12 protein-coding genes are annotated in these 12,841 nt (G+C 65.5%); 9 read left to right on the top strand and 3 right to left on the bottom strand.

Going from position 1 to position 12,841, the window contains the following annotated elements; translation table 11 throughout:
• Complete coding sequence (locus SA190iCDA_RS07795) at nt 1–549, top strand: tetratricopeptide repeat protein (protein WP_070884131.1); 549 nt, start codon at nt 1–3, stop codon at nt 547–549.
• A gap of 80 nt (nt 550–629) precedes the next feature.
• Here SA190iCDA_RS07795 and SA190iCDA_RS07790 read toward each other — a convergent pair whose 3' ends face one another.
• Nucleotides 630–956, bottom strand: a complete 327-nt coding sequence (locus SA190iCDA_RS07790) for a DUF1820 family protein (protein ID WP_070884132.1) — start codon at nt 954–956, stop codon at nt 630–632.
• 287 nt (nt 957–1,243) lie between these two features.
• Between SA190iCDA_RS07790 and miaB the strand changes: the two genes are divergently transcribed.
• The 5 genes from miaB to lnt all read left to right on the top strand — a co-directional run bounded on the left by miaB (nt 1,244) and on the right by lnt (nt 6,619).
• Nucleotides 1,244–2,578 (top strand): tRNA (N6-isopentenyl adenosine(37)-C2)-methylthiotransferase MiaB, encoded by a 1,335-nt coding sequence (gene miaB, locus SA190iCDA_RS07785; RefSeq protein WP_070884133.1) that lies wholly within the window; start codon nt 1,244–1,246, stop codon nt 2,576–2,578.
• A gap of 131 nt (nt 2,579–2,709) precedes the next feature.
• Nucleotides 2,710–3,729, top strand: coding sequence for a PhoH family protein (locus tag SA190iCDA_RS07780; protein ID WP_070884134.1), 1,020 nt, complete (start codon nt 2,710–2,712; stop codon nt 3,727–3,729).
• Complete coding sequence (gene ybeY, locus SA190iCDA_RS07775; protein WP_070884135.1) at nt 3,726–4,184, top strand: rRNA maturation RNase YbeY; 459 nt, start codon at nt 3,726–3,728, stop codon at nt 4,182–4,184. Before SA190iCDA_RS07780 ends, ybeY begins: the two co-directional genes overlap by 4 nt.
• A 25-nt stretch (nt 4,185–4,209) precedes the next feature.
• The gene (locus tag SA190iCDA_RS07770) at nt 4,210–5,046 is read left to right on the top strand and encodes an HlyC/CorC family transporter (protein ID WP_070884136.1); all 837 of its coding nucleotides are present in this window, start codon (nt 4,210–4,212) and stop codon (nt 5,044–5,046) included.
• Nucleotides 5,047–5,101: 55 nt separating this feature from the next.
• Entirely contained in the window at nt 5,102–6,619 is a 1,518-nt protein-coding gene (lnt, locus tag SA190iCDA_RS07765) for an apolipoprotein N-acyltransferase (RefSeq protein ID WP_070884137.1), read from the top strand.
• A 266-nt stretch (nt 6,620–6,885) separates the two neighbouring features.
• Here the strand turns inward: lnt and SA190iCDA_RS07760 are convergent, their stop codons facing one another.
• Nucleotides 6,886–7,650: a YdcF family protein gene (locus SA190iCDA_RS07760; RefSeq protein ID WP_070884138.1), complete on the bottom strand. Its 765-nt coding sequence runs from the start codon at nt 7,648–7,650 to the stop codon at nt 6,886–6,888.
• A gap of 75 nt (nt 7,651–7,725) precedes the next feature.
• Nucleotides 7,726–8,052: a hypothetical protein gene (locus SA190iCDA_RS07755; protein WP_070884139.1), complete on the bottom strand. Its 327-nt coding sequence runs from the start codon at nt 8,050–8,052 to the stop codon at nt 7,726–7,728.
• Between the two features lie 178 nt (nt 8,053–8,230).
• Here SA190iCDA_RS07755 and leuS point away from each other — a divergent pair, with 178 nt between their 5' ends.
• The 3 genes from leuS to holA all read left to right on the top strand — a co-directional run bounded on the left by leuS (nt 8,231) and on the right by holA (nt 12,757).
• On the top strand, nt 8,231–10,837 hold the full coding sequence (leuS, locus tag SA190iCDA_RS07750) for a leucine--tRNA ligase (RefSeq protein ID WP_070884140.1): 2,607 nt from the start codon (nt 8,231–8,233) through the stop codon (nt 10,835–10,837).
• A 97-nt stretch (nt 10,838–10,934) separates the two neighbouring features.
• The gene (gene lptE / locus SA190iCDA_RS07745) at nt 10,935–11,540 is read left to right on the top strand and encodes an LPS assembly lipoprotein LptE (RefSeq protein WP_070884141.1); all 606 of its coding nucleotides are present in this window, start codon (nt 10,935–10,937) and stop codon (nt 11,538–11,540) included.
• A gap of 182 nt (nt 11,541–11,722) precedes the next feature.
• A complete protein-coding gene (holA, locus tag SA190iCDA_RS07740; protein WP_070884142.1) occupies nt 11,723–12,757 on the top strand; it encodes a DNA polymerase III subunit delta in 1,035 nt (344 codons plus the stop codon).
• The last annotated feature ends 84 nt before the right edge of the window (nt 12,758–12,841 follow it).

Here is a 12,841-nt window from a genome sequence, read left to right as displayed (position 1 = left end):
ATGAAGCGCACCGGCCGCACCCTGTCCCTGGGCTGCCTGTTGCTCCTGCTGCCAACGCTCGGCGTGGCGGATGGAAACTCATTGCTGATCCCGGCGACCGGGAGCTGCTCGCTCAACGTCGCCCCCGAAGACCTGTCCGCCGCGCTGCAAGCCTGCCAACAGAGCGCCGAAGGCGGGGATGCCCAGGCCCAGTACGAGCTGGGCGAGTTCTACTACGAGGGCCGCGCCGGCGAGCGCGACCTGCCCCAGGCGCTTAACTGGTTCGAACACGCGTCCCTGCAGGGCCATGCCCAGGCGCAGTATCGCCTGGGCATGATGTTCTTTCGCGGCGAAGGCGTGGCGGCCAACAAGGTGCAGGCCTACATCGTGCTGAAGATGGCCGCGGTCAACGGCTCGGATGAAGCGATGGACGGCGCCGACGAGGTGGCCATGCAGATGCCCCGCGCCGAGCAGGAAGTCGCCACCCAGGTGCTGGGGCAGATCTTCCGCAACTACCTGCAGGAACTGCAGGCCGCCGACAGCCTGTCGCCGTTCGCCCCGCTGAAATAGTCCCCCATCGCCTGATCGGCAGACGTGCAACTCGCGTCAGGCGTTTCAGCCTGCAGCTTGTGGCCTGCAGCATGCCGCCATCATTTCTCCGGCAGGGGTGGCATCGGGAACGGCATCACATTGCCGCCGCCCTTGGCTTCACTGATCTTCGGCGTGCCGAGGCGCTCCACCTCGTCGATACGCACGATCGAATGCATCGGCACGAAGCTGCGCACCACGCCGTCGAACTGCGCCTTGAGCTTCTCCTCGCTGGGATCGACCACCAGTTGCGAGCGCTCACCGAACACGAATTCCTCGATCTCCAGAAAGCCCCACAGATCGCTCTGGAAGATCTGCTTGGCGTACATCTCGTACACCTGGCCCTGATTGAGAAAGATCACCTTGTAGATGGGGTCGCGCTTGGTCATGGAGACTCGAAGTCAGGAAAAACGGGGCGCGCAGGATAGCACAAGGTCAGAAGCTGCAAGCTAACGCCCCCACCGCGCCCCACCAGGCATCCCACGTAGGACGTGGCCTGGCAGCACGATGATCGTTCAAGACGCCAATGGCGTACGGCTGCGTGAACGCAGCGCCGCCTGGTACACCCTACACCTGTAGCCTGTAGCCTGTAGCCTTTAGCCCTACGCCTGTAGCCTGTAGCCCGCCGCTCCCCTATAATGCGCGGTCATTTTTTAACCACCGCCGACGAATCGCCATGACCAAGAAGCTCTATATCGAAACCCACGGTTGCCAGATGAACGAGTACGACAGCTCGCGCATGGTCGACCTGCTGGGCGAGCATCAGGCCCTGGAGGTTACCGATCGGCCGGAGGATGCCGACGTCATCCTGCTCAACACCTGCTCGATCCGCGAGAAGGCCCAGGACAAGGTGTTCTCCCAGCTCGGCCGCTGGCGCGAGCTGAAACTGGAGAACCCCGACCTGGTGATCGGCGTCGGTGGCTGCGTGGCCAGCCAGGAAGGCGCGGCGATCCGCGACCGCGCGCCCTACGTCGACGTGGTCTTCGGCCCGCAGACCCTGCACCGTCTGCCGGAGATGATCGACGCCGCCCGGGTGACCAAGACCGCCCAGGTGGACATTTCCTTCCCCGAAATCGAGAAGTTCGACCGCCTGCCAGAACCCCGTGTGGACGGCCCCAGCGCCTTCGTCTCGGTGATGGAAGGCTGCAGCAAGTACTGCACCTTCTGCGTGGTGCCCTACACCCGTGGCGAGGAAGTCAGCCGGCCGCTGGACGATGTGCTCGGCGAGATCATCCACCTGGCCGAAAACGGGGTGCGCGAAGTGACCCTGCTCGGCCAGAACGTCAATGGCTACCGCGGCGAAACCCGTGACGGCGGCATCGCCGACTTCGCCGAACTGCTGTACCTGGTGGCCGCCATCGACGGCATCGACCGCATTCGCTATACCACCAGCCATCCGCTGGAATTCTCCGACGCGCTGATCCGCGCCCACGCCGAGATCCCGGAGCTGGTGAAATTCCTCCACCTGCCGGTGCAATCGGGCTCGGACCGCATCCTGGCGGCCATGAAGCGCAACCACACCGCCCTGGAATACAAATCGCGCATCCGCAAGCTCAAGGCCGCGGTGCCGGACATCGTCATCAGCTCGGACTTCATCATCGGGTTCCCCGGCGAGACCGAGAAGGATTTCGAGCAGACCATGAGACTGGTGCAGGACGTCGGCTTCGACTTCTCCTACTCCTTCGTCTACAGCGCGCGCCCCGGCACGCCGGCGGCCGACCTGGTCGACGACACCCCGGAAGCCGTCAAGAAGCAGCGCCTGCAGATCCTGCAGAACCGCCTAAACCAGCAGGGCTTCGAGAACAGCCGGCGCATGGTCGGCAGCGTGCAGCGCATCCTGGTCAGCGACTTCTCGAAAAAGGATCCGGGCAAGTTGCAGGGCAAGACCGAGAACAACCGCTTCGTCAACTTCCCGTGCGACAACCCGCGCCTGATCGGCCAGTTCGTCGACGTGCATATCGACGAGGCGCTGCCGCACTCCTTGCGTGGCACCCTGATCGAACGCCATTGAACAAGCAGCCGGCTGCCCGCATATCAGCGATGACGCGCCAGGCGTAGCGCGGCTGTCGGCCGCGCTTTCACTCGTCCCTGGCTAGCGCTATTCTCTCCCTTCCATTCAGCGACGGCGGCCATAAAACGACCTTGAATACCACCTCGACACCTCATCGCTTCACCCTCGAGCCCTTCGAAGCCAAGCGCTTCGCCAACCTCAGCGGGCAATTCGACGAGCACCTGCGCCTGATCGAATCGCGCCTGGGCATCGAGATCCGCAACCGCGGCAACCAGTTCGAGCTGCTGGGCGAGCCCGGGCAGACCACCTCGGCCGAGAACCTGCTGCGTCGCCTGTACCGGGAAACCGACAGCACCGAGCTGTCCCCGGACATGGTGCACCTGTTCCTGCAGGAATCCGGTATCGAGGAACTCAACAGCCCCAGCAGCCACGGCGATGTCGCCCTGCGCACGCGCAAGGGCATGATCCGGCCGCGTGGCGCCAACCAGCAGCGCTACGTCAAGGCGATCCTCGACCACGACATCAACTTCGGCATCGGCCCGGCCGGTACCGGCAAGACCTATCTGGCTGTCGCTGCTGCGGTGGACGCCCTGGAGCGCGAGCAGATTCGTCGCATCCTGCTGGTGCGCCCGGCGGTCGAGGCCGGCGAAAAACTCGGCTTCCTGCCCGGTGACCTGTCGCAGAAGATCGACCCCTACCTGCGCCCGCTCTACGATGCCCTGTACGAGATGCTCGGCTTCGAGCAGGTGGCCAAGCTGATCGAGAAGCAGGTGATCGAGGTCGCGCCGCTGGCCTACATGCGCGGCCGCACGCTGAACAACAGCTTCATCATTCTCGACGAGAGCCAGAACACCACCATGGAACAGATGAAGATGTTCCTGACCCGTATCGGTTTCGGCTCCACCGCGGTGATCACCGGCGACGTCACCCAGGTCGACCTGCCCCGCGGCACCAAGAGCGGCCTCAAGCACGTCATCGAAGTGCTCAGGGACGTACCGGGCATCAGCTTCACCCACTTCCTGCCCAAGGACGTGGTGCGCCACCCGCTGGTGCAGCGCATCGTCGAGGCCTACGAGCGCTTCGATGCCGAGCACCAGCCGTTCGACCGCCGCCCGGCGGACAACGACCCGGGAGCGCGTTCCGAGCCATGATCGAACTGGACCTGCAGGTCGCCAGCGTTGCTGGCCGCCTGCCCGCGCAGGCCGATTTCCAGGCCTGGTGCGCGATCGCCCTGCGCCAGCGCAGCGCCGACTCGGAATTGACCATCCGCCTGGTGGACGAAGCCGAAGGCCGCGAGCTCAACCACACCTGGCGCGGCAAGGACTACGCCACCAACGTATTGTCCTTTCCGGCCGACGTACCGGACGAGTTACTGGATATCCCGCTGCTTGGCGACCTGGTGATCTGCGTGCCGGTGGTCGAGCGCGAGGCCGTCGAGCAAGGCAAGACCTTGGATGCGCACTGGGCGCATCTGGTGATACACGGCTGTTTGCATCTCCTGGGCTACGACCACATCGAGGATGAGGAAGCCGAGGAAATGGAAGCGCTGGAACGATTATTGCTCGCCGAGCTGGGTCATCCCGACCCCTATGCCGGCGATGAATGACTATAGGGATCCCGAGTAAAACGCCATGAGCGAAGACCGATCGAGCAACGAGCAGAAGTCCTGGTTGAACAAACTGACCCAGGCTTTTGCTCATGAGCCGAAAAACCGCCAGGAACTGCTGGAAGTCCTGCGCGATGCCCACCAGAACAAACTGCTCGACAGCGAGGCCCTGGCCATCGTCGAGGGCGCCATCCAGGTCGCCGACCTGCAGGTTCGCGACATCATGGTGCCGCGCTCCCAGGTGGTGACCATCAAGGCCAGCCAGTCTCCCAAGGAATTCCTGCCGGTGATCATCGAGGCGGCGCACTCGCGCTACCCGGTGATCGGCGAAACCCTCGACGACGTGCTCGGCATCCTGCTGGCCAAGGATCTGCTGCCGCTGCTGCTGGCCGATCAGCCCGACTTCAACATCCGCGACATGCTGCGCCCGGCCACCTTCGTGCCCGAATCCAAGCGCCTCAACGTGTTGCTGCGCGAGTTTCGCGCCAACCACAACCACATGGCGGTGGTGATCGACGAATACGGTGGCGTCGCCGGCCTGGTGACCATCGAGGACGTGCTGGAGCAGATCGTCGGCGATATCGAGGACGAGCACGACGTCGAGGAGGACAGCTACGTCAAGCCGCTGCCCAGCGGCGACTTCCTGGTCAAGGCGCTGACGCCCATCGATCACTTCAACGAAACCTTCACCACCGCTTTCTCCGACGACGAGTTCGACACCGTCGGCGGCCTGGTGATGAGTGCCTTCGGCCACCTGCCCAAGCGCAACGAGGTAACGGTGATCGGCGAGTTCCGCTTTCGCGTGCTCAATGCCGACAGCCGCCGCGTGCACCTGCTGCGCCTGACACCGCTGGCCCGCTGACCTGACACCCCGCCCGCTGGCGGGGTGTTTGCTTTCTCCCTTGATGAGCATCCCGATGAACCGACTGTTCCAACCCGGCTGGCCCGGCAACCTGATCGCCCTGCTGGCCGGCGCGCTGACCACCCTGGCGCTGGCCCCCTACGGCATCTGGCCGTTGGTGCTGCTGTCCATCGCCCTGCTCTACCGCGGCCTGCGGGCACTGACGCCGCGCCAGGCCGCCTGGCGTGGCTGGTGGTACGGCTTCGGGCTGTTCGCCTCGGGCACCAGTTGGGTGTACGTGAGCATTCACGATTACGGCGCCGCTTCGCCGCCGCTGGCCGCCTTCCTGACCCTGGGTTTCGTCGCCGGCCTCGGTCTGTTCTTCGCCCTCGCCACCTGGCTGTGGGCCCTGTGCCTGCGCCGCGACAGCGCGCCACTGGGCGATGCCCTGGCGTTCGCCGCGCTGTGGGTGGCCCAGGAAGCGTTTCGCGGCTGGTTCCTTACCGGCTTTCCCTGGCTCTATGCCGGCTACAGCCAGCTCGACGGTCCCATGGCCGGCCTGGCGCCGGTCGGCGGCGTGTGGCTGCTGTCGTTCGCCCTGGCACTGAGCGCGGCGCTGCTGGTCAACCTGCCACGCCTCATTGGCAACAAGCCGCAGCTGGCCGAGGCCCTGGTGCTGCTGATCGCCCCCTGGCTGCTCGGCGCGGCGTTCAAGGAACACGCCTGGACCGCCCCGGCCGGCGCGCCGCTGAGCGTCGCGGCGCTCCAGGGCAACGTGGAACAGAACCTCAAGTGGGACCCGGCCCAGCTCAATGCCCAGCTGGCGCTGTACCGCGACATGAGCTTCGCCAGCAAGCCGGTGGACATCCTGGTGTGGCCGGAGACCGCAGTACCGGTGCTCAAGGACCAGGCCATCGGCTACCTGAGCATGATGGATCGCTTCGCCAGCGACCGGCAGAGCGCGCTGATCACCGGCGTGCCGCTCCGCCAGCCCAATGCCGAGGGCGACATGCGCTATTACAATGGCGTCAGCGTGATCGGCCAGGGCAGTGGCGACTACCTCAAGCAGCGCCTGGTGCCGTTCGGTGAGTACGTGCCACTGCAGGACCTGCTGCGCGGGTTGATCGCCTTCTTCGACCTGCCGATGTCCGACTTCGCCCGCGGCGAACATGACCAGCCGCTGCTCGAAGCCAAGGGCCACCGCCTGGCGACCTTCATCTGCTACGAAGTGGTGTATCCCGAATTCGCCGCCGAGCTGGCGGCGCAGAGCGACCTGCTGCTGACGGTCAGCAACGACACCTGGTTCGGCACCTCCATCGGCCCGCTGCAGCACCTGCAGATGGCGCAGATGCGCGCCCTGGAGGCCGGCCGCTGGATGATCCGCGCCACCAACAACGGCGTGACCGTGCTGATCGACCCGTTCGGGCGCATCACCGAGCGCCTGCCGCAGTTCGAGCAGGCCACGCTGTACGGCGAGGTGCAACCGATGCAGCACCTGACGCCCTATCTGCGCTGGCGCTCCTGGCCGCTGATCATTCTCTGCAGCCTGCTGGCCGGCTGGGCGCTGGTGCGGCGGCGCCGGGATACGAACTAACTGATCTGGGCTGCGGGCTAAAGCCTGCGCCGGTATTTCGACTGCAGTGACTAAAGCTGGCACTCATCCCATGATTCAACTGCCGCTAGATCGGCGTCATACATGTGGGAGTGCGCGGGGACGCCTAGGCTATGCGCGCGAATCACGGGCATGGCCCGTTCCCACATGAGGTGCACACGTTCAAGTCCCGCTTTACCTTTGCGTGACGCTCAAAAGCTAAGGCGCGACCCGTTGCGTAGGGTGGGCTTTAGCCCACCACATTAATGCTAACGCCCGTAGGCCAGCGGATAGGCCAGCGCGCCGATCACCTCATTGAGCAACAAGGTGCTCTGCCAGAAGGCCTTGCCTTCCGGCAGCCAGCCGCCCATGGGCCGGCCATTGGGCACGCCGAGAAAGCCCACCGGCGCGGTAAGCACGTCGAAGCCGGCCTGCTCGAAGCACCAGCGAGAGCGCGGCATGTGCCAGGCCTGGGTGACCAGCAGCACCCGGCGGGTGCCCTCGGGCTCCAGCAATGCAGCGGTCTCAATGGCATTCTCCCAGGTGGTGCGACTGCGCTCTTCCTGCCAGCGCACCTCGACGCCCAGGTCCTCGTGCATCACCTCGGCCATCAGTGCCGCCTCGCTGGGTGGGCGACCGAAATGCAGGCCGCCGCTGGTCAGCACCGGCAATCCCGAGGCCTTGGCCAGGCGCGCCGCATAGCGAGTCCGTTCCAGCGCCATGGCGCTGGGCTGCTCGCCACCCCAGGCGGGGTCGCTCGAATCGCGCCCACCGCCGAGCACGACGATGACGTCGGCCTGCTGGGCCAGCGTGGCCCACTGCTGCTGGGTGATGGCGGGTTCGCGCTCGATCGCCCTGGCCATCCATTCCACCGTCACCGGCAGGCTCATCAGCCACAGGCCACCGAGCCCGAGAGCGAAACAGCAGGTGGCCAGCCGCGGGAAGCGCCGGCGCAGAAACCAGCCCAGGGCGACAAGCAGCAACAGGATGCCGGGCGGCATGAAGAACTGCTTGAGCAGATAGCGCAGCGGCATCGAGCACCTCCGAAAAGGCTCGAAGCCTAGGGCCTGTTAGCGCTGCCGCGCAAGCAGGGGACAGCGTACCGATGGTCAGGACTTGTGACGCTCGCTGGGGCGCGGGCGATCATGGTCGTGCCCGGAAAAGGTCGGTTGGCGCTCGAATGGCGGTTGCAGAGCCGCCGACTGGTAGTGGCGCGTAGCCGTGGCATGCCAGCCGTTGAGCCCGGCGCGATCCTTGGCGAGATAGGCGCTGATCAGTGCCAGCTCTTCAGGCGACAGGCCGCGCACCTCCATATCCGCAGCGGGCTGGTCGGACAGCTGGGCCAGGTTGTCGGCCTCCCCCAGGGCCAGCGTCAGGCGTTGCAGCAACCGCCCATAGGGGTCGCTGTCGTTCTGGGTATCCACAGGGACTTGCATCGCACACCTCCAGGCAGGACGCCGTCCACTGAGCGTAGCCGCCACCCCACGGCAGGCCTGCCGCGACGACAAATGGCGCTGGCCGAGGCAGGCCGCGCAATCAGCGTTTCCCTCTGCCAAGGGGGGTCATGTATGCTACGGCGTTTCCCGAAAGCCCCTTCTCCTAGCGCAAGTAGCCATGCACGAACAGTATCAGCCACGTGAAATCGAAGCCGCCGCGCAATCCCACTGGGACGCGCAGAACTCCTTTGTCGTCGGCGAGCAGCCCGGCAAGGACACCTTCTACTGCCTGTCGATGTTCCCCTACCCGAGCGGCAAGCTGCACATGGGGCACGTGCGCAACTACACCATCGGTGACGTGATCGCCCGCTACCAGCGCATGCTCGGCAAGAACGTGCTGCAGCCCATGGGTTGGGACGCTTTCGGCATGCCGGCGGAAAACGCCGCGATGAAGAACAACGTGGCACCGGCCAAGTGGACCTACGAAAACATCGCCTACATGAAGAGCCAGCTGAAGAGCCTGGGTCTGGCGGTGGACTGGACGCGCGAGGTCACCACCTGCAAGCCCGATTACTACCGCTGGGAACAATGGCTGTTCACTCGCCTGTTCGAAAAGGGCGTGATCTACCGCAAGAACGGCACCGTCAACTGGGACCCGGTCGACCAGACCGTACTGGCCAACGAGCAGGTCATCGATGGCCGCGGCTGGCGTTCCGGCGCGCTGATAGAGAAGCGCGAGATCCCCATGTACTACTTCAAGATCACCGCTTACGCGGATGAACTCTTGAACAGCCTGGACGAACTCGATGGCTGGCCGGAACAGGTCAAGACCATGCAGCGCAACTGGATTGGCAAATCCCGCGGCATGGAAGTGCAGTTCCCCTACGACGTCGCCTCCATCGGCGAAGCCGGCGCGCTGAAGGTGTTCACCACCCGCCCCGATACCCTGATGGGCGCGACCTACGTCGCCGTGGCCGCCGAGCACCCGCTGGCCACCCTGGCCGCACGCAACGATGCCGAGCTGCAGGCGTTCATCGCCGAATGCAAGGCGGGCAGCGTCGCCGAGGCCGACATGGCCACCCAGGAAAAGAAAGGCCTGCCGACGTCCCTGTTCGTCGAGCACCCGCTGACCGGCGAGAAACTGCCCGTGTGGGTCGCCAACTACGTGCTGATGCACTACGGCGACGGCGCGGTGATGGCGGTTCCCGCCCACGACGAGCGCGACTTCGCCTTTGCCCGCAAGTACCACCTGCCGATCAAGGCCGTGGTGCGTACCAGCGCTGGCGATGAAGTGGGCAGCGAGTGGCAGGACGCCTACGGCGAGCACGGCCAGCTGATCAATTCCGGCGAGTTCGACGGCCTGGACTTCGCAGGCGCCTTCGACGCCATCGAAGCAGCGCTGCTGCGCAAGAACCTCGGCAAATCCCGCACCCAGTTCCGCCTGCGCGACTGGGGCATCAGCCGCCAGCGCTACTGGGGCTGCCCGATCCCGATCATCCACTGCGACAGCTGTGGCGACGTGCCGGTGCCGGAAGAGCAACTGCCGGTGGTGCTGCCCGAAGACGTGGTACCGGACGGCGCCGGCTCGCCGCTGGCGCGCATGCCTGAATTCTACGAATGCAGCTGCCCGAAATGCGGCGCACCGGCCAAGCGCGAAACCGACACCATGGACACCTTCGTGGAATCGTCCTGGTATTTCGCCCGTTACGCCTCGCCGCACTACACCGGCGGCATGGTCGACCCGGCTGCAGCCAACCACTGGCTGCCGGTGGATCAGTACATCGGCGGTATCGAGCACGCGATCCTGCACCTGCTGTATGCGCGCTTCTTCCACAAGCTGATGCGCGACGAAGGCCTGGTCACCTCGAACGAGCCGTTCAAGAACCTGCTGACCCAGGGCATGGTGGTCGCCGAGACTTACTACCGCGTGCTCGAAAACGGCGGCAAGGACTGGTTCAATCCGGCCGACGTCACCGTCGAGCGTGACGCCAAGGGCAAGGTGATCGCCGCCAAGCTGACCAGCGACGGCCTGCCGGTGGAAATCGGCGGCACCGAGAAGATGTCCAAGTCGAAGAACAACGGTGTCGACCCGCAGGACATGATCGACCAGTACGGCGCCGACACCTGCCGCCTGTTCATGATGTTCGCCTCGCCGCCCGACATGAGCTGCGAATGGTCGGATGCCGGCGTCGAGGGTGCCAACCGTTTCCTGCGCCGGGTCTGGCGCCTGGCCCAGGGCCATGTCAGCCAGGGCCTGCCGGGCGTGCTGGATATCGCCACGCTGGACGACGCCGGCAAGGACGTGCGCCGCGCCATTCACCTGGCCATCAAGCAGGCCTCCCAGGACGTGGGCCAGCACCACAAGTTCAACACCGCCATCGCCCAGGTGATGACCCTGATGAACGTGCTGGAAAAGGCCCCGCAGGACACCGATCAACAGCGCGCCCTGCTTCAGGAAGGCCTGGAAACCGTCGCCCTGCTGCTCGCCCCGATCACTCCGCACATCAGCCACGAGCTGTGGCAGGAGCTGGGTCACGAGGAAGCTATCATCGACGCCAGCTGGCCGTCCGTGGACGAAGCGGCCCTGGTGCAGGACAGCCTGACCCTGGTGATCCAGGTCAACGGCAAGCTGCGCGGCCAGATCGAGGTGCCGGCCGACGCCAGCCGCGAGGCCGTGGAAGCGGCGGCGCGCAGCAACGAGAACGTGCAACGCTTCACCGAAGGGCTGACGATCCGCAAGGTCATCGTGGTGCCCGGCAAGCTGGTCAATATCGTCGCCAGTTGAGGCGACAGGGAACCGCTGGTCGCCGCTGGCGACCGGCATCCGGTCTAGAGTTTCGGCCATGCCGGCCAGCGGAGCCGGCGGGACAAGGGGATACGAGATGATCAAGCGCAATCTGTTGGTAATCGGCCTGGCTGGCCTGCTCGGCGCCTGCGGCTTCCAGCTGCGTGGCACCGGCGACGTGCAGTTCGCCCTCAATGAGCTCGACGTCAGCGCACGCGACACCTACGGCGACACCGTGCGTGACGTCAAGGACGTGCTGGAGAACAACGGCGTTCGCGTGTTCCCGGGCGCTGCCTACAAGCTGTACCTGGCGGGCGAACGGGAGAGCCAGCGTTCGGCCAGCTACACCAGTTCGGCGCGTAGCGTAGAGTACGAGCGCACCATGAGCCTGGATTACGAGATCCGTGGCGCCAAGAACCTGCTGCTGCTGAGCAACAAGCTCGAAGTGCAGAGCTACTACGTGCAGGACTCCAACAACCTGATCGGCAACGACCAGCAGGCCGCCCAGCTGCGCACCGAAATGCGCCGCGACCTGGTGCAGCAACTGGCCCAGCGCCTGCAGCAGATCACCCCGGCGCAACTGGACGAGCTGCAGCAGACTGCCGAAGCCAAGGCGAAAGCCGAAGCCGAGGCCCTGGAAGCGGCCCGTCAGCGCGAAGCGGCGCAGCCGCAGCAGTCGCCCATCGAACTGCCGGTGCAGTAAGGTTTGTAGGCGCCAACTGTGGGAGCGGGCCATGCCCGCGAATTCGCGCGCATGGACTAGGCGTCCCTGCCCGCTCCCACAATGGAACGCCAAACGCTGGCTGTTGCTTCAACGCCACCTGATCGCGAATCAGGTTCCAAGCTGACAGAACCTTTTGTTCAGCCCATCGAGTTCAGGAACCCATGAAACTCGCTCCCGCCCAACTCGGCAAACACCTGCAAGGCGCGCTCGCCCCGGTTTACGTGGTGTGCGGCGACGAAGCCCTGCTCTGCCAGGAAGCCACCGACGCGATCCGCAGCGCCAGCCGCGCCCAGGGCTTTACCGAGCGCGAGGTGTTTCACGCCGAAGCCAATTTCGACTGGGGCACGCTCTACGAAGCCGGCGCCAGCCTGTCGCTGTTCGCAGACAAGCGCGTCATCGAACTGCGCATCCCCAACGGCAAGCCGGGCGACAAGGGCGCCGCGGCGATTCTCGAATACCTCGGCCGCCCGCCGGAAGACACCCTGCTGCTGATCACTCTGCCCAAGCTCGACGGCAGCGCGCAAAAGACCAAGTGGGCCAAGGCGCTGATCGACGGGCCCAGCTGCCAGTTCGTGCAGATCTGGCCGGTGGACGCCAACGGGCTGCCACAGTGGATTCGCCAGCGCCTGGCCCAGGCGGGCATGAATGCCAGCGCCGAGGCCGTCGACCTGATCGCCGCCCGCGTCGAAGGCAACCTGCTGGCCGCCGCCCAGGAAATCGAAAAGCTCAAGCTGCTCGCCGACGGCCAGCAGATCGATGCCGGCACCGTCCAGGCGGCGGTCGCCGACAGCGCCCGTTACGACGTGTTCGGCCTGATCGACGCCATCCTCAATGGCGAGGCCGCCCACGCCCTGCGCATGCTCGACGGGCTGCGTGGCGAAGGCCAGGAATCGCTGTTCATCGTGGTGATGCTGGCCCGCGAGCTACGCCAGCTGGCCAACATCGCCTACCAGCATGGCCAGGGCGTCCCGCTCGACAAGGCCTTCGCCTCGGCGCGCCCGCCGGTGTGGGACAAGCGCCGCCCGCTGGTCAGCAAGGCCCTGCAGCGCCACACGCCGGCGCGCTGGAATGCCCTGCTGATGGACGCCCAGCAGATCGACGCCCAGGTCAAGGGCCAGGCGCCAGGCGATCCCTGGGCCAGCCTGTCGCGCCTGGTGCTGATGATGGCCGGACAACGCCTGAAACTCGGCGCTTAACGCCCACCTCGAGTATGGACATCGCCTGCCCAGCGGCGCATCATTCGCGCCGCTCGCTATCCGTGCGAGCACTGATCGAGGATC

This window comes from Pseudomonas argentinensis (assembly GCF_001839655.2).
Classification (GTDB): Bacteria; Pseudomonadota; Gammaproteobacteria; order Pseudomonadales; family Pseudomonadaceae; genus Aquipseudomonas; species Aquipseudomonas argentinensis_B.
This window is presented reverse-complemented; position numbering and strand designations above follow the sequence as displayed.